Origin of the sequence: Paraburkholderia tropica, assembly GCF_014171495.1 — a bacterium.
Lineage (GTDB): Bacteria > Pseudomonadota > Gammaproteobacteria > Burkholderiales > Burkholderiaceae > Paraburkholderia > Paraburkholderia tropica.
Window position 1 is genome coordinate 2,368,591 of record NZ_CP049134.1, and the last position, 21,425, is coordinate 2,390,015.

At 64.0% G+C, this 21,425-nt stretch carries 19 protein-coding genes and 4 tRNA genes; 14 read left to right on the top strand and 9 right to left on the bottom strand.

Annotated features, from left to right (window positions below; all coding sequences use genetic code 11):
• Positions 1-119: 119 nt before the first annotated feature.
• From pepN to G5S35_RS10660, 3 genes are all read left to right on the top strand, one after another.
• Positions 120-2,810, top strand: a complete 2,691-nt coding sequence (gene pepN, locus G5S35_RS10650) for an aminopeptidase N (protein ID WP_183038840.1) — start codon at positions 120-122, stop codon at positions 2,808-2,810.
• A gap of 259 nt (positions 2,811-3,069) precedes the next feature.
• Positions 3,070-4,086 carry a class 1 fructose-bisphosphatase gene (locus G5S35_RS10655; RefSeq protein ID WP_065058250.1) on the top strand — a complete coding sequence of 339 codons (1,017 nt, stop codon included), beginning with the start codon at positions 3,070-3,072 and terminating at the stop codon, positions 4,084-4,086.
• 67 nt (positions 4,087-4,153) lie between these two features.
• A tRNA-Thr gene (locus G5S35_RS10660) sits at positions 4,154-4,229 on the top strand.
• A 70-nt stretch (positions 4,230-4,299) separates the two neighbouring features.
• Here G5S35_RS10660 and G5S35_RS10665 read toward each other — a convergent pair.
• Positions 4,300-6,018: a tetratricopeptide repeat protein gene (locus tag G5S35_RS10665; RefSeq protein ID WP_080180358.1), complete on the bottom strand. Its 1,719-nt coding sequence runs from the start codon at positions 6,016-6,018 to the stop codon at positions 4,300-4,302.
• 686 nt (positions 6,019-6,704) lie between these two features.
• On the opposite strand from G5S35_RS10665, the gene G5S35_RS10670 reads away from it, so the two are divergent.
• Entirely contained in the window at positions 6,705-6,854 is a 150-nt protein-coding gene (locus G5S35_RS10670) for a hypothetical protein (RefSeq protein WP_167371414.1), read from the top strand.
• Positions 6,855-7,227: 373 nt separating this feature from the next.
• On the top strand, positions 7,228-7,818 hold the full coding sequence (locus G5S35_RS10675; protein ID WP_183038284.1) for a chorismate mutase: 591 nt from the start codon (positions 7,228-7,230) through the stop codon (positions 7,816-7,818).
• A gap of 2 nt (positions 7,819-7,820) precedes the next feature.
• Here the strand turns inward: G5S35_RS10675 and G5S35_RS10680 are convergent, their stop codons facing one another.
• Both G5S35_RS10680 and G5S35_RS10685 read right to left on the bottom strand, forming a co-directional pair.
• A complete protein-coding gene (locus tag G5S35_RS10680) occupies positions 7,821-8,990 on the bottom strand; it encodes an exonuclease domain-containing protein (protein WP_183038285.1) in 1,170 nt (389 codons plus the stop codon).
• A gap of 311 nt (positions 8,991-9,301) precedes the next feature.
• Positions 9,302-9,505: a cold-shock protein gene (locus G5S35_RS10685; RefSeq protein ID WP_065058198.1), complete on the bottom strand. Its 204-nt coding sequence runs from the start codon at positions 9,503-9,505 to the stop codon at positions 9,302-9,304.
• A gap of 402 nt (positions 9,506-9,907) precedes the next feature.
• On the opposite strand from G5S35_RS10685, the gene G5S35_RS10690 reads away from it, so the two are divergent.
• The 3 genes from G5S35_RS10690 (at position 9,908) to G5S35_RS10700 (ending at position 11,824) form a co-directional block, all read left to right on the top strand.
• Complete coding sequence (locus G5S35_RS10690) at positions 9,908-10,111, top strand: hypothetical protein (protein WP_183038286.1); 204 nt, start codon at positions 9,908-9,910, stop codon at positions 10,109-10,111.
• Positions 10,112-10,116: 5 nt separating this feature from the next.
• Positions 10,117-10,344 (top strand): hypothetical protein, encoded by a 228-nt coding sequence (locus G5S35_RS10695; RefSeq protein ID WP_124260779.1) that lies wholly within the window; start codon positions 10,117-10,119, stop codon positions 10,342-10,344.
• 331 nt (positions 10,345-10,675) lie between these two features.
• Entirely contained in the window at positions 10,676-11,824 is a 1,149-nt protein-coding gene (locus G5S35_RS10700) for a porin (protein ID WP_065058196.1), read from the top strand.
• Between the two features lie 101 nt (positions 11,825-11,925).
• Here G5S35_RS10700 and greB read toward each other — a convergent pair whose 3' ends face one another.
• On the bottom strand, positions 11,926-12,486 hold the full coding sequence (gene greB, locus G5S35_RS10705; RefSeq protein WP_183038287.1) for a transcription elongation factor GreB: 561 nt from the start codon (positions 12,484-12,486) through the stop codon (positions 11,926-11,928).
• Positions 12,487-12,681: 195 nt separating this feature from the next.
• Here greB and G5S35_RS10710 point away from each other — a divergent pair.
• A tRNA-Arg gene (locus G5S35_RS10710) sits at positions 12,682-12,758 on the top strand.
• Between the two features lie 75 nt (positions 12,759-12,833).
• Positions 12,834-12,910, top strand: a tRNA-Arg gene (locus G5S35_RS10715).
• A 91-nt stretch (positions 12,911-13,001) separates the two neighbouring features.
• On the opposite strand, the gene G5S35_RS10720 is transcribed toward G5S35_RS10715, so the two are convergent.
• From G5S35_RS10720 to G5S35_RS10740, 5 genes are all read right to left on the bottom strand, one after another.
• Positions 13,002-13,490 carry a phage protein NinX family protein gene (locus G5S35_RS10720; protein ID WP_065058193.1) on the bottom strand — a complete coding sequence of 163 codons (489 nt, stop codon included), beginning with the start codon at positions 13,488-13,490 and terminating at the stop codon, positions 13,002-13,004.
• A gap of 204 nt (positions 13,491-13,694) precedes the next feature.
• The gene (locus G5S35_RS10725) at positions 13,695-16,061 is read right to left on the bottom strand and encodes a RelA/SpoT family protein (RefSeq protein WP_065058192.1); all 2,367 of its coding nucleotides are present in this window, start codon (positions 16,059-16,061) and stop codon (positions 13,695-13,697) included.
• A gap of 140 nt (positions 16,062-16,201) precedes the next feature.
• Positions 16,202-16,405: a DNA-directed RNA polymerase subunit omega gene (gene rpoZ / locus G5S35_RS10730; protein WP_006400783.1), complete on the bottom strand. Its 204-nt coding sequence runs from the start codon at positions 16,403-16,405 to the stop codon at positions 16,202-16,204.
• Between the two features lie 39 nt (positions 16,406-16,444).
• The gene (gmk, locus tag G5S35_RS10735) at positions 16,445-17,158 is read right to left on the bottom strand and encodes a guanylate kinase (protein ID WP_065058191.1); all 714 of its coding nucleotides are present in this window, start codon (positions 17,156-17,158) and stop codon (positions 16,445-16,447) included.
• 83 nt (positions 17,159-17,241) lie between these two features.
• The gene (locus G5S35_RS10740; protein ID WP_183038288.1) at positions 17,242-18,177 is read right to left on the bottom strand and encodes a YicC/YloC family endoribonuclease; all 936 of its coding nucleotides are present in this window, start codon (positions 18,175-18,177) and stop codon (positions 17,242-17,244) included.
• A 305-nt stretch (positions 18,178-18,482) separates the two neighbouring features.
• Here G5S35_RS10740 and rph point away from each other — a divergent pair, with 305 nt between their 5' ends.
• The 4 genes from rph (at position 18,483) to G5S35_RS10760 (ending at position 21,246) form a co-directional block, all read left to right on the top strand.
• Positions 18,483-19,223 carry a ribonuclease PH gene (gene rph, locus G5S35_RS10745; RefSeq protein WP_065058189.1) on the top strand — a complete coding sequence of 247 codons (741 nt, stop codon included), beginning with the start codon at positions 18,483-18,485 and terminating at the stop codon, positions 19,221-19,223.
• The gene (rdgB, locus tag G5S35_RS10750) at positions 19,216-19,863 is read left to right on the top strand and encodes an RdgB/HAM1 family non-canonical purine NTP pyrophosphatase (protein ID WP_183038289.1); all 648 of its coding nucleotides are present in this window, start codon (positions 19,216-19,218) and stop codon (positions 19,861-19,863) included. Before rph ends, rdgB begins: the two co-directional genes overlap by 8 nt.
• A 44-nt stretch (positions 19,864-19,907) precedes the next feature.
• A complete protein-coding gene (hemW, locus tag G5S35_RS10755) occupies positions 19,908-21,077 on the top strand; it encodes a radical SAM family heme chaperone HemW (RefSeq protein WP_176080839.1) in 1,170 nt (389 codons plus the stop codon).
• A 79-nt stretch (positions 21,078-21,156) separates the two neighbouring features.
• Positions 21,157-21,246 (top strand) — tRNA-Ser (locus G5S35_RS10760).
• Positions 21,247-21,425 lie beyond the last annotated feature (179 nt).

Here is a 21,425-nt window from a genome sequence, read left to right on the forward strand (position 1 = left end):
CCGCTTTTTGCCCCGACGGACAAGCGGCCCGCGCCTTTGTACAATGGGACGACAGGCCATCGCAGTGCGGCCTACCCTATCCGATTCGAGCCGCTCACCCACATTCGCCCATGCAAACCCTGTCCGATACCGCTACGCCTAACGTGATCCGCCGCGAAGACTACGCGCCGCCCGCCTTCCTGATCGACACCGTCGACCTCGAATTCGACCTCGTGCCCGAGCGCACCATCGTCAAGAGCACGCTCGCCGTGCGCCGCAATCCGGCGGCGAAGCATGCCGCGCATCTGGAGCTGATGGGCGAGCAGCTCGAGTTCATCGGCGCATCGATCGACGGCAAGCCTTACGAGCACGTGCGCACGCACGAGCATGGCCTGACGGTCGAGAACGTGCCCGAGTCGTTCACGCTCACGCTCACGGGCGCCTGCGATCCGGCCGCCAACACCACGCTCTCGGGTCTGTACGTGTCGGGCGGCAACTTCTTCACGCAGTGCGAGGCGGAAGGCTTTCGCCGCATCACCTGGTTCCTCGACCGCCCGGACGTAATGGCCACCTACACGGTCACGCTGCGCGCCGACAAGACCGCCTATCCCGTGCTGCTCTCGAACGGCAACCTGATCGCCGAAGGCGACCTGCCCGACGGCCGTCATTATGCGAAATGGGAAGACCCGTTCCGCAAGCCGAGCTATCTGTTCGCGCTGGTCGCGGGCAAGCTGGTGGCGCTCGAAGAACGCATCCAGAGCGGCTCGGGCAAGGAAAAGCTGTTGCAGGTCTGGGTCGAGCCGCACGATCTCGACAAGACGCAGCACGCGATGGACTCGCTGATCAACTCGATCCGCTGGGACGAGTCGCGCTTCGGCCTCGAACTCGATCTTGACCGCTTCATGATCGTCGCCGTGAGCGACTTCAACATGGGCGCGATGGAGAACAAGGGCCTCAACATCTTCAACACGAAATACGTGCTCGCGAATCCGGAAACGGCCACCGACGTCGACTTCGCCAACATCGAAGCCGTGGTCGGCCACGAGTACTTCCACAACTGGACCGGCAACCGCGTGACCTGCCGCGACTGGTTCCAGCTGAGCCTGAAGGAAGGCCTCACGGTGTTCCGCGACCAGGAATTCTCGGCGGCGATGTCGGGCGGCGACGAGAACGAAGCCGCGCGCGCCACCAAGCGTATCGAAGACGTGCGCGTGCTGCGCCAGATGCAGTTCGCCGAAGACGCGGGTCCGATGGCGCATCCGGTGCGTCCGGAAAGCTACGTCGAGATCAACAACTTCTACACAATGACCGTCTACGAGAAAGGCTCGGAAGTCGTGCGGATGTATCAGACGCTGTTCGGCCGCGACGGCTTCCGCAAGGGCATGGACCTGTACTTCCAGCGCCACGACGGCCAGGCCGTGACCTGCGACGACTTCCGCCGCGCGATGGCCGACGCCAACGGCCGCGACCTCGCGCAGTTCGAGCGCTGGTACAGCCAGGCGGGCACGCCGCGCGTGACCGTCGCCACGCGCTACGACGAAGCCGCGAAGCGCTACACCGTGACGCTCACGCAAGGCTACGCGAACGGCTCGCCCGCCGCGCGCGAAACGCAGAAGGGACCGCTGCATATTCCGTTCGCGATCGGCCTGATCGGCGCGAACGGCCAGGATCTGCCGCTCAAGCTCGATGGCGAAAGCGCCGCCAGCGGCACGACGCGCGTGCTCGAATTCACCGAAGCGCAGCAGACCTTCACGTTCATCGACGTGAACGAGAAGCCGCTGCCCTCGCTGCTGCGCAACTTCTCGGCGCCGGTGATCGTCGAGTACGACTACGCCGCCGATGAACTCGCCTTCCTGCTCGCGCACGACAGCGATCCGTTCAACCGCTGGGAAGCGGGTCAACGTCTCGCCACGCGCGAATTGCTGACGCTCGCCACGCGCGCGAGCCAGGGCCAGCCGCTGGAGATGAGCCAGGCGCTCGTCGAAGCGTTCCGCCGCGTGCTGACCGACGCCTCGCTCTCGCCGTCGTTCCGCGAACTCGCGCTGATGCTGCCGTCGGAAACCTACCTGGCCGAGCAGATGGCCGAGTCCGATCCGGCCGCCGTGCACGCCGCGCGCCAGTTCGTGCGCAAGCAGCTCGCGAACGCGCTCAAGGCCGAGTGGCTCGCCGCCTACGCGCAGAACGTCACGCCGGGCGCCTATGAGCCGACGCCGGAAGCCGCGGGCCACCGCGGCCTGAAGAACCTCGCGCTCTCGTACCTCGCCGAACTCGACGATCCCGCCGACGCGCTGCGCCTCGCGAGCGCGCAGTACGACGCCGCGAACAACATGACCGATCGCGCGGCTGCGCTGTCGGCGCTGCTGAACGCTTCGGCGGCCTCGGGCGGCGACGCGGCGAAGCGTGCGCTCGAAGACTTCTACGCGCGCTTCGAAAACGAGCCGCTCGTGATCGACAAGTGGTTCTCGCTGCAAGCCACGCAGCGCGGCACGGCGCAGCGTCCGGTGATCGACGCGGTGCGCGCGCTGATGCGCCATCCGGCCTTCAATCTGAAGAATCCGAACCGCGCGCGCTCGCTGATCTTCAGCTTCTGCGCGGCGAATCCGGCGCAGTTCCACGCCGCCGACGGCTCGGGCTACGCGTTCTGGGCCGAGCAGGTCATCGCGCTCGACGCGATCAACCCGCAGGTGGCCGCGCGCCTCGCGCGCAATCTGGAACTGTGGCGTCGCTTCACGCCGAAGCTGCGCGACGCGATGCGCGCGGCGCTCGAACAGGTCGCGAAGCAGGCGAAGTCGCGCGATGTGCGCGAGATCGTCGAAAAGGCGCTTGCCTGACGGACCATCGCGCGATGCGTTGATGCGTTGATGCGCTGACGCATCCAGCACGGCACGCAAGGCCGGCCCCGTGAACTTCATGGGGCCGGCTTTTTTTCGGCCTTTTTTTCGCGGATTTTTTTCGAATATTTTCCTCGCCGCAGCCCCTGCCCGGCGCGCCGGAGCGTGCACTGGCGGCCTTTTTGCCGTTTTACGCATCGGGCAGTCACAGCCCAGCGGGTAGAATTGCGCTATTCCCCAAGCTCCCCGGAGTACTGCAATGGCTTTGCACCGTCGTACCACTCTTACGAAATACCTGATCGAGCAGCAACGCGAGCACAAGAACCTGCCCGCCGACCTGCGCCTGTTGATCGAAGTCGTCGCGCGCGCCTGCAAGGCGATCAGCTTCAACGTCAGCAAGGGCGCGCTCGGCGACGCCCTCGGCACGGCGGGCAGCGAGAACGTCCAGGGCGAAGTGCAGAAGAACCTCGACATCCTGTCGAACGAAATCCTGCTCGACGCCAACGAATGGGGCGGCAATCTCGCGGCCATGGCGTCCGAGGAAATGGAAACGTTCTTCCCGATCCCGGCCAACTACCCGAAGGGCGAATACCTGCTGGTGTTCGATCCGCTCGACGGCTCGTCGAACATCGACGTGAACGTCTCGATCGGCACGATCTTCTCGGTCCTGCGCTGCCCGGACGGCCAGCAAGCCACCGAGGAATCGTTCCTGCAGCCGGGCACGAAGCAGGTCGCGGCGGGCTACGCCGTCTACGGCCCGCAAACCGTGCTCGTCCTCACGACCGGCAACGGCGTGAACTGCTTCACGCTCGACCGCGAACTCGGTTCGTGGGTGCTCACGCAAAGCAACATGCGCATTCCGGAAGACACGCGCGAATACGCGATCAACGCGTCGAACGCGCGTCACTGGTATGAGCCGGTCCAGCAGTACATCGGCGAGCTGAACGAAGGCAAGGACGGCCCGCGCGGCGAGAACTTCAACATGCGCTGGATCGCGTCGATGGTCGCCGACGTGCACCGTATCCTGAATCGCGGCGGCATCTTCATGTATCCGGCCGACAAGCGCGATCCGTCGAAGCCGGGCAAGCTGCGCCTGATGTACGAGGCGAACCCGATGTCGTTCATCGTCGAACAGGCGGGCGGCATGGCCACCAACGGCGTGGATCGCATTCTCGACATCCAGCCGACCAGCCTGCACGAGCGCGTTGCCGTATTCCTCGGCTCGAAGAACGAGGTCGAACGCGTCACGCGTTATCACCGCGAAGCCAAGAAGTAAAAAAAGATGCGAAAAGGGCTTGCGTTCCTGCGAGCACTTTTCTATAATCTTTCTTCTCTGATGTGACGCCGGAATAGCTCAGACGGTAGAGCAGCGCATTCGTAATGCGAAGGTCGGGGGTTCGATTCCTCTTTCCGGCACCACCAAGTTTCATCAAAAAGCCCAGTCTTCGGACTGGGCTTTTTGTTTTCCGGCTGCTTTTCTCCCTCTCCTCTAGCGGCGTGCAGCCGCTAACGCGCGTAGCGCCACGCGGACTGCATCAACCACGTCATCCCAATTGCCCAGTTCGCGCTGCCTGAAAAGGCGCGCCGACGGATACCACGGACTGTCGTCGCGGTCGCTCATCCACCGCCAGTCGGTACACAACGGCAGCAACACCCACACCGGCACGCCCGACGCACCCGCCAGATGCGCGACCGAGGTATCCACCGTGATCACCAGATCGAGCGACTGCGCGATGGCCAGCGTGTCGTCGAAAGTCTCGATCTCGGGGCCGAGCGGCGTGATGTCGATACCGGCGGGCAACGCGGCCAGCTCACGCTCCGCGACGCCCTTTTGCAACGCGAACCATGAGACCGGCGCACCGTCGATCGCGGACAGCGCGGGCAGCAGCGCGGCGAGCTTCATCGAGCGATAGCGGTCGAGGTCGTAATCCGGATTGCCGGCCCAGACGAGCCCCACGCGCAGACGCCCAGGCGCGCAATGCGCCACCGCGTCGAGCCGGTTACGCCAGCGCGCGACGGACCCGGACGCCGGGCGCAGATACGGCACGGCGTCCGCCAGCGTATCGAGCGTCATCGCCATGTGCTCAGGCATGCGGAACATGCGGCACCAGTAGTCGTACGGTCCCGGCGGCAGCATGGCGCTCGCATGCCGAACGCCGCGCGCACGGCTCGCGATGCCGACCAGCGCCGCATGAACCCAGACATCGACGATCGCCCCACGGCGCGCGAGCCAGTCCGCACAACGCAGCAGTTGCACCTGATCGCCGAAACCCTGCTCGCCCAGCAGCAGAAAGCGCCGCCCGTCCACCGGCTCGCCCTGCCACTCAGCAAACGGCGGCCGAGCGAGCGTGCGGCTGTGATCGAAGCGTTCGTGCCAGCGATATTGTTTCCAGCCCGCCTCGTACTCGCCGTCGCGCAGCAGCGAAATTGCGAGATTGAACTGCACGGCGACGTCATGCGGCGCGAGACGCGCAGCCTCCACATTGTGACGGCGCATCCCCGCGAAATCGCCACGCATGTGCAACGCGTAGCCCGCGTTGTGATGGAGCAGCGGCAGCGTGGTGTCGATGGCGAGGCCTTGCCGCGCGACCTCGAGCGCAGCATCGAAGCGATCGAGGCAGTTCAGCGCGAATGCGAGTTCCTTGAGCGCCACGGCATGCGTGGCAAAACGCGCGCGGTAGGCGACGATCAGCGCGTCGATGTCCGCTTCGGTCTCGGGCGACAGACGCGCCAGCGTATTCAGCAGGTCGATGCCATCCTGCGCGGTCGCCTCGTCGAGCGACCACGCGCCTTGCAACGATTGCGCGGCATCGGCGAATCGCCCGGCTTGCAGATGCAGATCGGCAAGGCGTCGCGCCGCTTGATGCAGCGAGGGATCGCACGCGAGCGCTTGCTGGTAGTGCTCGCACGCTTCGTCCGCGCGGCCGGCGAGCTTCAGCACATCGGCGAGATTGCGATGCTGGCTGGCGGTGCCGCCGGAGAGAGCCAGCGCGCGGTGGTAAAACGCTTCGGCGGCGAGATGCTCGGCCGCGAGCGCCGCAATCAGCCCGCGATGCTCCCAGAGTGTGGCGTCGCCTGGCGCGATGTGAAGCGCCCGCTCCAGGCAATCGCGCGCCTGCGCGGTCTCGCCCGCGCGAAAAGCGGCGAGCGAGCGGCGATGCCACTCGTCCGCAGACGGTGCCGGGGATTGAATTTCGGGGTCGTTCATGAGGCGTTCGGGTGGCGTGTGCGACAGCGTGGCGACGCTGCGGATTCGCGCATCGGCCGGGTCTGCCGGCGGGCTCTGCCGCACATTTGAAGATAGCCGAACGCCCCGTCGGATCGAATCGGACGGTTCTGAATTGACGGTGCGACGTCAGTGCCGCTCCAGGTGCGCGCCCGGATACCAGGCCGCTGCGATCCCCCCGCGACGTTTATTCATGCGCGTTTGCTCAATAAATGCGTCCGGAAAGCGCTTCCAGCGAGTCATTAATCGACAGACTGGATAGAAACGATCGCTTACAGAGTTTTAAATGTATTTAAAGATTTCGCGTCAACGGACGTACATAATCGACCGTTGTAGAGAGATGGGGGTTTACCGCGAGAGCATGAACCGGCGAGCACCGCACCGTGTCAGCCAGAACGCCCGCCTGGCGCGGGATTGGCGAGGCTGAGGGCGCCCCTCTTGCATTCGGACACGGGTATTCGTCGGCTAAAAAGCAGAATGCGAGGCCGAATGCGGGCGACGCAGGAAAATAGACGAGGAATCCGAAGAATTATATTCCTGCGCGCTCAATAAAATCGATCGCTGTGCGAAGAAAGCAACAGACAGATCGTAAAAGGACCTTTGCGCTGGGGAGCACTAGCGTGACTGAAGGGCCGAGTCGGATAATCGGCTTACATAGGAGAAAGATCATGGACGCCAAACCGCCAAAGCTTCCGACCCCGGACCAAGTTTTCAGCCCGGATCCGGAACCGGTGGCTGTCGAGTTTCTCGGCGATGAATTGCCCGCCCACGTGCGCGCATTTCTCGACGAGCAGCGTAAGGCACACGAACAGAAGTGACGGGGACGCGCAGTCGCGCGACGCAAACGGATAGATGGACCGGCCCGTTTGACGCTCGCGCGTGCGAATCGCAGACTCAGTGCAGCGCCGCGAGCAATCGCAGCGCACGCATCGCGCTGGGCGCTCGCTGACCAAACAAGCTGCACGCGCGGGACATGCCCGCGCGGCGGGGGTGTTCGCGCTCTGCTTGTACCACTCTGTACCGCTCTGCATCGCTCTGATTGCACATCGGATTGGCGCCTGAGTGCCGAATCCATCGCGGGCAACGCGCCTGCGTCGAGCCATTTCCTCATCGCCATTCCGGGCACGGCGCCCACAACCGGCTATCCTTCGCCTTTACTTTTCCTCTTCGGCCAGCCGGCCGCTTCGTGCAATGACTCTCCGCCTTCGCGCACTCGCGTCCTGCGCCGCCGCACTCCTCTTCGCCTTCCCCGCCGTCTCGGCGCATGCCGATGGCGACGACACCGCGCTCACGAATCTCGTCGCGCTGGTTTCGCAGCGTCTCGCGCTCGCCGAACCGGTCGCGCACTGGAAGTGGATCAATCACAAGGCGATCACCGATACGCCGCGCGAAAACGCCCTGCTCGCCGACGTCCAGAAACGCGCCGCAGCGGCCGGCGTCGAGCCGGCATTCGCGCGCGATTTCTTCCGCGATCAGATCGACGCGAGCACCGAAGTGCAGAACGCACTCTTCGCGACGTGGCGTTCGTCGCAGCCACCCGCCGATCCGGCGCCCGATCTCGCGACGGTCACGCGCCCGCAACTCGATCGGCTGACGGGACAATTGATCGGCGCGCTCGCCCGCGCACAGTCGACGCGCATGGCGGACGACTGTCCCGCGCGCGTCGCGCGCGCGGTGGCGAACTGGAAGGAATTGACGCGCTATGACTCCACGCGCGCCGACGCCATGACGCACGCGCTCGGCCACGTCTGCGAGACGGGCGGCGTGGGCGGCACGGCGTAACGTCAGACGGGTGTCGTCAGCCCGTCGTCGATGGGTGCGGACAAGGTCACGGGCAGCGGCAGCACGCTCAGGCCGCGCTCGAAACGCGTCTGGAGAATGCGCCAGGTCGTGAGCTCGAATGCGGGCTCGCGCGTCGCGGCGCACAGCATGGCCGCTTCGCCCTCGTTCGCAACGACGCCCAGATAGCACCAGCGGTCGATCAGATGGAACAGCGGCGCACCGCTCGCGACGTCGCCCTCTTCAATCAGCACGGCGCCGTCGAACGGCCAGGGCGCGGACAGCGGATCCTGCTTCGACACGCGCGGCACGCGGTTGAACGACGGCCGCCACTGCGCGATCCAGCGCGCCTCCACGAGCAACGCGCCAATCTCGCCGCCGGTCGCCTGCCACTCGACGCGGCGCACCTGCTGCGCCATGCGCTGCTCGCGCGCCGAGCGGCGTTCGCCCGACAGATGCGAGCGCACGCGCTGACGCACGCGCACGCTGCGGCCCACGTAGAGCGGCGCATCGTTCTCGCCGAAAAACGCGTAGACGCCGTGACCCGCGGGCGCGGTCTCGATCAACTCGTCGGTGATGTCGCCCGCCAGACGGTGGCGACGCGTGAGCCGGTCGATCTGCGAGGCGAGCATCTGCGCGGGCACGAGACCCGGCAGGCGCTGCCAGAATTGCCACAGCAGATCGGCGTCGGCGAGCGCACGGTGGCGATCGGCGGGCACGAGCGCGTGACGCTCGACCAGCGCATCCAGTCCGTGGCGCTTTTCGGACGGAAACAGCGCGCGCGACAGCCGCACGGTGCACAGCACGTCGGGATTGAACGAGAAACCGGCGCGCTCGAATTCGGCGCGCAGAAACCCGCGGTCGAAACTCGCGTTGTGCGCGACGAACAACTTGCCGGCGAGCCGTTCGAACAATGCAGGCGCGATCTCGGCGAACGTCGGCGCGCCGCGCACCATACTATTCGTGATGCCGGTGAGCTGCTGGATGAAGGGCGGGATCGACTGCTGCGGGTCGACGAGCGAACTCCAGCGCGTCGCCTCGCCATCCTTGACCTCGACGACGCCGACTTCCGTGATGCGGTGCTCGCCTACGGAACCACCTGTCGTTTCGAGATCCACGAAGACAAGCGGGGCGTCGCCGGACGGAAGTTCGGCGCTCAGAGGGGTGTCGGACATGGTGAAACGGTAAGACGTGAAAAAGAAATCCGCCCAAGTATGCACCGTTTGGGCGAAGCGCGCTGAACTTCCCGATGGACGGTTCAGGTTTCGGACTTCGGAACCCGTATTCTTTTAATTTCGATTGACGGTTTTTTTGAATCAGGGTTTTCCCGCGCGCAACATTAATAAGCGCAGGGTCTCCGAAGATTATTACGCCGCTTTTACGACTTTCACGACTGCGCGTGACGCCAAAAACAAAAAAGCCCTGGATTCTCCAGGGCCTGTTCGTGCGGCAAGCGGTTCACGCCCGCTTGCGCGGCGCGCTCGGCTTAGATCGGCTGGATGTTCGCAGCCTGCTTGCCCTTCGGGCCAACCTTGACGTCGAACGACACACGCTGGTTTTCCTTCAGCGACTTGAAGCCGTCTGCGCGGATTTCCGAGAAGTGTGCGAACAGGTCGTCGCCGCCGGCGTCGGACGTGATGAAGCCAAAACCTTTTGCATCATTGAACCATTTGACAATACCGGTTTCCATGTTTCCGTTTCCCTCAAAATTTAATGACGCGGGCTATACCCTCACGCCGAATGCCTGCTGAATCGCTTCTTTTTCCTGCAACAATGCAATTAGCGCTAAAGAAGTAATTCAGAAGTGCCGTTATACGGGGAACGACAATCGCCAGTCAAGCGAATTTTTTATAACAGCATTCCCGTTTTCGCGATAAACCCGCATGCATCAAAAAGTGCACAAAAATTATATGCACGCGGAATGATTATCGGATACGCGGCATTTTTACCCGCCTAAATCGCGCCCCTGTCAATTCCAGGGAAAATTTCCCGAAGTGTAACAATTAGTGTCAAACGTAAGTGTTTTTACCGGTTGTTCGGGTAATACGTTGAATTCATGATGAATACCGTTAGCGTGCAAAGGGAGGTCATCATGCTGACGGCATTGCGACGTTGGATTCATTGGCTCGTGGAAATCGACGGTCCCGATCAGGCCACCGCCGGCGAGTTCGAGACGTATGGTTCCTGGCACGGCGATCACTGGCAGAACCTGCTGTGTTCCCCGATGGACGCCCGGCACTATGTAATGGAAGACTGGAGTCTGCAGCCCGAGCCGCCTGAAGGAAAGCAGCAATAAGGCAGTTGGACGTTCGCGAAGCGATTGCAGGCGGGGCGCAATGTCCCGCTGCTTATTCGCGGGCAAAAAAAAGCGCAGCCAATGGCCGCGCCGACAAAGGTTTGGAGATCTTTTTCGTCAACGAAAAAGTCTGCTTCGGAAAGCAGCGAGTTCAGTATAGCCTCAGCGTTGGTCACGCATTAACCGTACACGACACAATCATCTGTTACGTCGGGCGCAATAATCGCGGTTGACAGAGATTTACGTTGTTTTTCGCAATCAATTGTTGTAGCGATCGCACAACGCCATTCGGTTGACACTCTCACCCCGCGCATTGCAATCCCGCTGAAAGCCCCAGCCAGTAAGGCACAAGCGAAGATCTGGTAACCATTTCCAATCGCGCAATACTTTATTGCGCAAATCGGAATGCCTGATTTCCGAGCACCGTCTCTACACTCTGCCTGTCCGGAAACCGACTTCGACGGATTAACGCGCCACGCGAGTTCGCCTCTCGCTGCCATTCGCGTGGACGGTTTCCCAAACAGGGTTCGACGAAACCCACCTCTGTTCTCGGAGTTTACAAAGATGAAAAAGACTCTCATGGTCGCGGCCCTCACGGGCGTTTTTGCAACGGCAGCGCACGCTCAAAGCAGCGTCACGCTGTACGGCCTGATCGACGCCGGCGTCACCTACGCGAACAACTCGGGCGGTCACAGCCTGTGGAAGGCTTCGAGCGGCACCGTCAACGGTAGCCGTTGGGGCCTGCGTGGTTCGGAAGACCTCGGTGGCGGTCTGAAGGCAATCTTCACGTTGGAAAGCGGCTTCAACATCATGAACGGCGCGGCTGGTCAGTCGAGCCGCATGTTCGGCCGTCAAGCATTCGTCGGTCTGGCAAGCAACCAGTTCGGTGCTGTCACCCTCGGTCGCCAGTACGACTCCGTCGTCGACTACCTGGCACCGCTGTCGAACACGGGTACGCAATACGGCGGCACGATCGCTGCTCACCCGTATGACAACGACAACCTGAACAACTCGATCCGTTTCAACAACACGATCAAGTACAGCAGCGTGAACTACGCTGGCTTCAAGTTCGGCGGCACGTACTCGTTCTCGAACAGCACCGAATTCGCGAACAACCGTGCGTACAGCTTCGGCGCATCGTACAACTGGGGCGGCCTGAACGTCGCAGCTGGCTACCTGCAGCTGAACAACGACGTCAACAACCTGCAACAGGCTGCAACGAACTCGGGCGCGCAAACGGGTGAATACACGTTCGCAGCTGGCCGTCAGCGTACGTTCGGCGGCGGCGTGAACTACACGTTCGGTCCGGCAACGGCTGGCTTCGTGTACACGCAGACGCAACTGGGCAACGCAGTTGGCATCTCGGCTACGCAATCGGGTCACAACGGCGGCATCGGCTTCGGTGCTGACAGCGCACGCTTCCAGAACTTTGAAGGCAACGTCCGTTACGCTCTGACCCCGGCCCTGAGCCTGGCTGGCGCGTACACGTACACCCGCGCAAGCTTCGGCGGCGGCGTCAACCCGAACTACAACACGGTTGCTCTGCAGTCGGACTACGCACTGTCGAAGCGTACGGACGTCTACCTGCAAGGCGACTGGCAACACGTGTCGGACACGTCGACCGGCGTCGGCGCTTACCTGAACGGTCTGGGTTCGGCTTCGACCCGTCAAGACCAGATCGCTGTGACGGTTGGTATGCGTCACCGCTTCTAAGCTTCACGCCGCTGGCCCTTCCGGCCAGCTGTGCAGCTGAAAAAGGCGCCCTCGGGCGCCTTTTTTTCGTTTACCGCGCCGCGTGCGCGGCGATGCTGCGCTCAGGCGCCCGGCGCGGGATAGCGCACGTCCAGCACGTCGATGGACTCGGGGCCCGTGGGCGTATGCAAGGTCACCTGATCGCCGATCTTCGCCTTCAGCAAGGCGCGCGCGATCGGCGAAATCCAGCTCACGTGGCCGCGATCCAGATCGATCTCGTCGACCCCGACGATCGTGATCGTATGCGCCTCGCCGTCCTCGGTGCCGTACTCGACCGTCGCGCCGAAGAACACCTGATCGACGCTCTCCTGACGACTGCTGTCGACCACCTCGGCCAGATCGAGCCGCTTGGTCAGGAAGCGGATACGCCGGTCGATCTCGCGCAGCCTGCGCTTGCCGTAGATGTAGTCGCCATTTTCCGAGCGGTCGCCGTTCGACGCCGCCCACGAGACCAGCTTGACGACTTCCGGCCGCGCCTCATCGAGCATGTGCAGCAGTTCGCTGCGCATGCGCTGATAGCCCGCGGGCGTCATGTAGTTCTTGGTCCCGGCGGGGATCTCGGGATGACCGGCTTCGAGATCGTCGTCGTCGTCGGTCGATTCTTTGACAAAGGCCTTGTTCATGATGGTTCGATACGTTCGATACGCTGCTGCACTGACACGTCTGCTCACTGCCGCGAAGGTCACGGAACGCCGCGCGCATGACGCTGCGGCCCCGCCCTCAGGGTACACGATGCGGTACCCGACGCGGATCTTCAAACAAATTGCGATAGGGGGCTTCCTTTTTTCGAAATCGTTGCTATAATCTCGTTTCTGTGTGCGGCTGTAGCTCAGTTGGATAGAGTACTTGGCTACGAACCAAGGGGTCGTGGGTTCGAATCCTGCCAGCCGCGCCACCTTTTCAGAGTTTTGCATCAGATGTAACTTGCAAATCTCCAGTAACACTGCAGTAAATAGTATCGTTTTAGCGTGCGGCTGTAGCTCAGTTGGATAGAGTACTTGGCTACGAACCAAGGGGTCGTGGGTTCGAATCCTGCCAGCCGCACCACCTTTCGAAGGGCCTTCCTTACCGGGAAGGCCCTTTGTCTTTGTAGCGCCGTTTTCATGCGGCGCCTTCCCTGCTCTCTCACCGCGAATCGCTAACGCGGCTGCGCGCCGATATCGCCGATCTGTCCGTCCGGGCTCGGCAAATCCTCTGTGTCGCCCACATTGGCCGGCTCGGACGTCAGCTCCATCTGCATGCCGGAGAGCGACTGCGGCTGGCGCAGCATCGCTTCCACCTCGTCGCCGAAACGGCTGGTCACGAACGCCCGCAGCAGCGCCTCGCGCATCGTCGCGCCTTGCGCTTCGGCGGTGCGATGGCTGCCGACGAACTCCGCCACGCAGATCACCGCCTCGCCGTCCCGGTGTTCGCGCACTTCCAGACGCTGCGCGCGGTCCAGCACGACGCCCGCGGCTTCCCAGGATGTCGACGGCTCGAAGCGCCCGTCCCAGGCGCGGCCACGGTCGTTTCCGCGCACCGCGACGGTCTCGCCGCTGTCGGTGAAATAAATCTCGCGCACGAAGTCGGGCAGGCTGCGCGCCACCCAGTAGTCGAGCGCGAGGCCGGTGAGATCAGCTACGTTCATGGCGTGTCCTCGCTTCCGGTTGAAGAGGTTCGAGGCGGCGCGACTGAGCCGCGCCGGCGGGCCGCAGAAAGCCGGGCCGAAGAGAAACTGCTGTGAGGCGGAGCCGCTCGGGCGTCACGAGGATGGCGGCCCATGCAGCGACCGGTGCTTGCCGGCGACGCGCCGGGTCAACGGCGCGCCTGAAGCCACTATCGAGCGTCGACGTCAGTAATCGGCGCGTTCGCGGTCGATGCGCATGCCGCCGTCGTGGCGATGATGTCCTTCGTCGCTCGGCCGCTCGCGCGTGATGCGCATCACGTCGGGATTCGTCCGCACGCGGCGCATGACGTTCGCGAGATGCACGCGGTCGCTCACCTGGATCACGAAGCGCAGCATGTTCGACTCCTGCGCCAGATCGTCGTCCATGGCGATATGCACGATGTTGGCGTCGGCGGACGTGATGTCGGCGGCCACGCGCGCGAACACGCCCTTGGTGTTCTTCACGAGCACCTTCACGGCGACGTCGAACAGACGGCCAGGCTGCGGCGCCCACGCGACGTCGATCCAGCGGCCCGGGTCGCGTCGATGAATGCGCTGCGCCACACGGCAGTCGGTCGTATGGATCGCCATGCCGAGCCCGATGCCGATGTAGCCCATGATGTCGTCGCCCGGAATCGGACGGCAGCAGGCCGAGAGCTGCACGGACATGCCTTCGGTGCCGGTGATGACCACGGGCGGCGCATGCGGCGCGTTCGGATCGCGCGGCGCATGGTGATGGTCGTCGTCGTCGGCGTCGAGGCCTGTTACCAGCACTTCGATGCGCTTGGCCATGACCGCGGCGACGCGCCGGCCGAGACCGATATCCGCGAAAATTTCCTGGCGATTCTTGTTGCCGGTCCACTGCACGAGCTTTTCCCACACTTCCGGCGTGATTTCCGAAAGCTGGTAGCCGTAGCCCTTGAGCGCCTGGTCGACGAGACGCTCGCCGAGCTGCACGGACTCCGTGAGCCGCATCGTCTTCAGATAGTGACGGATCGCCGAGCGCGCCTTGCCGGTGCGCACGAAACCGAGCCACGCGGGATTCGGCTTCGAATACGGCGCGGTAATCACTTCGACGATGTCGCCGCTCTTGAGCTCGGTGCGCAGCGGCAGCAGCTCGTTGTTGATCTTCACGGCGACGCACTGGTTGCCCAGGTCGCTGTGGATCGAATACGCGAAGTCGAGCGCCGTGGCGCCGCGCGGCAGCGCCATGATCTTCGACTTCGGCGTGAAGACGTAGACGGCGTCCGGGAACAGGTCGATCTTGACGTGCTCGAGGAACTCGCTCGAATCGCCCGCCTCGCTCTGGATGTCGAGCAGCGACTTGAGCCACTGATGCGCGCGCTTTTGCACGTCGTTCAAGTCGGCGCCGCCGTTCTTGTAGAGCCAGTGCGCGGCCACGCCTGCTTCGGCGATCTCGTGCATCTTGCGCGTGCGCACCTGGAACTCGATGGGCGCGCCGAACGGGCCCACGAGCGTCGTGTGCAGGGACTGATAGCCGTTCACCTTCGGAATGGCGATGTAGTCCTTGAACTTGCCCGGCACCGGCTTGTAGAGCGCATGCAGCGCGCCGATGCAGGTATAGCATTCGAGCGCCGACTCCACGACCACGCGGAAGCCGTACACGTCGAGCACCTGCGAGAACGACAACTGCTTGTCGCGCATCTTCTTGTAGATGCTGAAGATGGTCTTCTCGCGGCCGGTGACTTCGGCGTCGAGCTTCGCGTCGCCGAGCGCGCGCTGCACCGCTTCCAGAATCTTGCTCACCACTTCGCGCCGGTTGCCGCGCGCGGCCTTGACGGCTTTCTCGAGCGTGGCGTAGCGATTCGGGTTGAAGTTCTGGAAGCTCAGATCCTGCAACTCGCGATACGTGTTGTTCAGGCCGAGCCGGTGCGCGATGGGCGCGTAGATGTCGATGGTCTCGCGCGCCACGCGGCGGCGCTTTTCGGGCGGCACCGCGCCCAGCGTGCGCATGTTGTGCAGCCGGTCGGCGAGCTTAACGAGAATCACGCGCACGTCGCGCGCCATCGCGAGCAGCATCTTGCGGAAGTTTTCCGCCTGCGCTTCCTCGCGATTACGAAACTCCATCTTGTCGAGTTTCGAGAGGCCGTCGACCAGTTCCGCGACCTTGGCGCCGAAGCGCTCGGCGATCTCCGCCTTGGTCACGCCCTGGTCTTCGATCACGTCGTGAAGCAGCGCCGCCTGGATGGCCTGGGCGTCGAGCTTCCAGCCGGCGCAGATTTCAGCGACGGCGACGGGATGCGTGATGTACGGTTCGCCACTCTGACGATATTGCCCGAGGTGGGCTTCGTCGCTGAAGTGAAACGCCGCTTTGACTTCCTTGATTTCCTCAGGGGTGAGGTAACCGGAAAGCGCCGCGGTCAGATTGGCGATGGAGACGACCCCGTGTTTGCGGGGTTGTTCCGGTGTAGCGGTCGGTCCGAACAGATGACGAAACGACTGTTCGAGAACCGCGTCGATGTAATTGCGCGCGGGGTTCGCGGTTTCCGCTTCCTGGTCCACGTCGGTGGCCGGCGAGGGCGTAGTGCTCATGTTCCCCTCCGTTTCAGGTCAGGCGTTAGCGGTTGCGCGAGATGCAATGCCCGGCAAACGCCGCCCGGCACGAATTACACGACTATGGGTACGGCAGATACGACAAATACGGCAGGTACAACGGATACAGCAAGGCGCCGTTAAACGGGCACCTTTTTCAGCATTTCCAGACCCACCTGGCCTGCCGCGATCTCGCGCAGCGCGACGACGGTCGGCTTGTCGCGGCTTTCGATCTTCGGCGTGTGGCCTTGGGCGAGCTGACGTGCGCGATACGTTGCGGCAAGCGCCAGTTCGAAACGGTTCGGAATCTGTTTCAGACAATCTTCGACGGTGATGCGGGCCATGTCGGGTTCCTTCTCATTCTCACAGGTTCTTATTCTACCTTATGTGCCCGATGCGCCGGGCTGCGGCTGATGGATACCCAGCTCGACGAAGAGCTCGGTGTGCCGCGCGTATTGCGACGTGAAGCGCAGACGCGTCGCGCTCACGATGTTACGCAGCTCCTGCAGCGCGCGATCGAAGTTTTCGTTGATGACGACATACTCCGCTTCGCTCGCGTGCGCCATCTCGCTGCCGGCCGCCAGCAGGCGTCGCGTGATGACGTTGGGCTCGTCCTCGCCGCGCTTGCGCAGACGGTCCGCGAGCGCATCGAGCGACGGCGGCAGGATGAAGATTTCCACGGCGTTGCGGAATTGCTTCTTCACCTGCTGCGCGCCTTGCCAGTCGATTTCGAGCAGCACGTCATGGCCGATCTTCATCTGGTCTTCGATCCACACGCGCGACGTCGCGTAGTAGTTGCCATGCACTTCCGCGCTCTCGAGAAACTCGCCTTGCGCGTGACGCGACAGGAAATCGTCGACGGTCGTGAAGTGATAGTGCTCGCCGTCGCGCTCCTTCGAACGCGGCGCGCGCGTCGTGTACGAAATCGACAGACAGATCGCGCTGTCTTCGGCGAGCAGCGCGTTCACGAGCGTGGATTTTCCCGCGCCCGACGGCGCGACCACCATGAAGAGATTGCCCGGATAAACGCCCGCGTACGGATTGCGCGGCTTCGTTTCGGACTTGTGCGCACCGGCGCCGCTGGTCTGGTCGGTCATGTTCGTTGCTTCCTGTTTTACCGCTGTGTTTCTGCGTATTTCCGCGTGTTGCTACGTGTGCTTGCGCGCGTTGCCGCGCGCGCTTATTCGAGGTTCTGCACCTGCTCGCGCATCTGCTCGATGAGCAGCTTGAGCGTCATCGAGGCGTCGGCGAGTTCCTTGGCCGCGGCCTTCGAACCGAGCGTGTTCGCTTCGCGGTTCAGCTCCTGCATCATGAAGTCGAGACGCTTGCCGACACGGCCGCCCTTCTCGATCACGTGACGCGTTTCGGACAGATGCGCGGACAGGCGCGAGAGTTCTTCGGTGATGTCGATGCGGATGCCGTACATCGTCACTTCCTGACGGATGCGTTCGGCGACTTCCTCGCGCGACACGCTGCCGATATTGCCGTTGCCGTTCGTGTCCGGCGCGGCGATGCCGAGCGCTTCCTGCAGACGTTCGACGATCTTCTGCTGATGCTTGACGATCAGTTCCGGCACGAGCGGCGTGATCTTCGCGACGATCGTTTCCATCTCGGCGACGTTGGCAAGCAGCATGTTCGCGAGTTGCGCGCCTTCGCGGCCGCGCACGTCGATCAGGTCGGCGATGGCCTGCTTGCCGCAGCCGAGCACCGCTTCGCGCAGCACTTCGGGCGCAACGCCGCTTTCCGCGAGCACGCCGGGCCAGCGCAGGATCTCGCCGGTACGCAGACGGCCCGAGTCGGGAAACGCGTCGAGCACCGCGCGTTCGAGCGAGGCGAGCTGTTCGAGCGCGTCGCGGTTGAGCGCGCCGGCGTTGGCGCCCTGCTCGCTGCGCTGGATGTTGATGCGGATATCGACCTTGCCGCGCGAGAGCTTCTGCATCAGCATTTCGCGCAGTGTCGGCTCGACGACGCGCACGTCTTCCGGCATGCGGAAATTCAGGTCGAGAAAGCGCGAATTCACAGTGCGCAGTTCGACGGACACGCTGGCGCCGCCAGTGCCCGATGCCGCCACCAGTTCGCGCGTGGCGCTGGCATAGCCGGTCATGCTGTAGATCATGGTTCGTCTCGCGTAAAAGCCATGCGGCGCGCCGGTTGCGGGCGCGGCTCACGGCGAGGAAAAATCGAGGCGCCCGGCGTGGACTCGTGCAATCGATGACGCGGGGCGGGGATTCGCCATTATCCCATTTTTGGCGGCTCGCCCGCCCGTTCGGCAAGCCCCGCCGGGCGGCGCGCCGGCCGGCCCCGGCGGCGCGCGGCGCGCAAGCCCCCGCGCCGGGCCGCAACCCACGCGCCGCGCCCACCGTGCGAAGGCGCTAAAATTGCGGTTTCCCCCTCCTTTGCCGTGCCCCCGCACGCCCGACGATGACCCAATCCATCCAGCGCCCCTCCGGCCGCGCCGCCGACCAGCTTCGCGACGTCCGCATCACCCGCCATTTCACGAAGTACGCCGAAGGGTCGGTGCTCGTTGAATTCGGCGACACCAAGGTGCTGTGCACCGCGAGCGTCTCGGAGAGCGTGCCGCCGTTCCTGCGCGACAAGGGCCAGGGCTGGCTCACCGCCGAATACGGCATGCTGCCGCGCGCCACGCACACGCGCAGCGACCGCGAAGCCGCGCGCGGCAAGCAGACGGGCCGCACCCAGGAAATCCAGCGCCTGATCGGCCGCGCGATGCGCGCGGTGTTCGATCTGGAAGCGCTCGGCGCGCGCACCATCAACCTCGATTGCGACGTGCTGCAAGCCGACGGCGGCACCCGCACGGCCGCCATCACGGGCGCGTTCGTCGCGGCGCACGACGCCGTCTCGAAACTGCTCGCGACCGGCCGCATCGAGCGCTCGCCGATCACCGACTACGTGGCGGCGATCTCGGTGGGCGTCTACGAAGGCGTGCCCGTGCTCGACCTCGACTACGCCGAAGACTCGCAATGCGACACCGACATGAACGTCGTCATGACGGGCTCGGGCGGCATGGTCGAAGTGCAGGGCACGGCCGAAGGCGCGCCGTTCTCGCGCGACGAACTCAACGCGCTGCTCGACCTCGCGCAAGGCGGCATCCGCACGCTGATCGAGAAGCAAAAGGCCGCGCTGGAGATCGCGCATGGCTGACACGGCTAACACCGCGCCCAACGCCGCCCAGAGCGCCTTGTCGGGCCGCGTCGTGCTGGCCTCGAACAACGCCGGCAAGCTGCGCGAATTCGCGGCGCTGCTCGGCGCGGCGGGCATCGAACTCGTGACGCAAGGCGAGCTCGGCGTGCCCGAGGCCGAAGAGCCGCACGTCACCTTCGTCGAAAACGCGCTCGCCAAGGCGCGTCACGCCGCGAAGCTCACCGGCCTGCCCGCGATCGCCGACGATTCCGGCCTCTGCGTGCGCGCCCTCGGCGGCGCGCCGGGCGTGTATTCGGCGCGCTACGCACAGCGCGCGGGCGGCGAGAAAAGCGACGCCGCGAACAACGCCCTGCTCGTCGCGAATCTGCAGCAACACGCCGACCGCCGCGCGTATTACTACTGCGTGCTCGCCCTCGTGCGCCACGCCGACGACCCCGAACCGCTGATCGCCGAAGGCCGCTGGCACGGCGAAGTCATCGACACGCCGCGCGGCGACAACGGCTTCGGCTACGACCCGCACTTCTACATCGCGGGCCTCGAAGCCACCGCCGCCGAACTCGATCCTGCGCTCAAGAACGCGTCGAGCCATCGCGCGATCGCCTTGCGCGCCCTGCTCGCGCGCCTCGAGGAGCTAGCGTGAGCCAGCAGCACCGCATCGGCATCGAAGTCGTGAAGTCGTTCACGATGCCGGGCAGCATCCGCCTCACGTCGCTGCCGCCGCTTTCGCTTTACGTGCATTTCCCGTGGTGCGTGCGCAAGTGTCCGTACTGCGATTTCAACTCGCACGAATGGAAAGGCGATCGCTTTCCCGAGGACGATTACCTCGACGCGCTGCGCACCGATCTCGAACAGGCGCTGCCGCTCGTCTGGGGCCGCCAGGTGCACACGATCTTCATCGGCGGCGGCACGCCGAGCCTGCTCTCGGCGAAAGGGCTCGACCGCCTGCTCTCCGACGTGCGCGCGCTGCTGCCGCTCGACGCCGACGCCGAAATCACGCTCGAAGCGAATCCGGGCACGTTCGAGGCCGACAAGTTCGCGCAGTTCCGCGCGAGCGGCGTGAACCGGCTGTCGGTCGGCATCCAGAGCTTCAACGAAGCGCATCTGAAGGCGCTCGGGCGCATTCACGACGCGGCGCAGGCGCGTCACGCGGTGGAAGTCGCGGCGAAGACCTTCGACAACTTCAATCTCGACCTGATGTTCGCGCTGCCGCAGCAGACGCTCGCCGAATGTCAGACCGATATCGACACGGCGCTCGCGTTCAAGCCGCCGCATCTGTCGCTCTATCACCTCACGCTCGAACCGAACACGCTGTTCGCGAAGTTTCCGCCCACCCTGCCCGACGACGACCAGTCGGCGGACATGCAGGAATGGATTCACGCGCGCACGGCCGAGGCGGGTTTTGGGCGCTATGAAGTGTCGGCGTACGCGCAGCCCGGACATCAGAGCCGCCACAACCTGAACTACTGGCGTTTCGGCGATTACCTCGGCATCGGCGCGGGCGCGCATACGAAGCTGTCGTTTCCGAACCGCATCGTGCGGCAGGTGCGTTACAAGCATCCGTCGACCTTCATCGAGCAGGCGCGCGCGGGCTCGCCGGTGCAGGAAGAGCATGAGGTGAGCGCGCGCGATCTGCCGTTCGAGTTCATGCTCAACGCGCTGCGGCTCGTGGAAGGCTTTCCGGTGCATCGCTTCATCGAACGCACGGGTTTGCCGATCACGACGATCGAGCCGCAATTGCAGGAAGCGGAAAAACGCGGCCTGATCACGCGCGATTACGAGAAGATCGTGCCGACCGAGCTGGGTCAGCGCTTTCTCAACGATCTGCAGGAGCTGTTTCTCAAGGACCCGTCCTGACGTTTCGAGGCGCATTTCGATGCGCGCCGCCGGCGAGGCTGCCGGCGCGCGCGCATTCCAGGTTACAATGCGCGCCTCCGGAGGTGTGGCAGAGTGGTTGAATGCACCGGTCTTGAAAACCGGCGAAGGGGTAACCCTTCCGTGAGTTCGAATCTCACCGCCTCCGCCAATACTCGCCACCCGAGAGGGTTCGCGGGCAGCCGTCAAAAACTCCCCTGATTTCACTCGCATTTCACGGTGTGTCGTTGCCCGCCGTGCAATTGGCGGGATTTCCTGATTGGGTCTGATTCGTCCTGATGACTCCCGGTGCTCCCGGCCATAAACGGTCGCTGACGTGCACGCGCACGC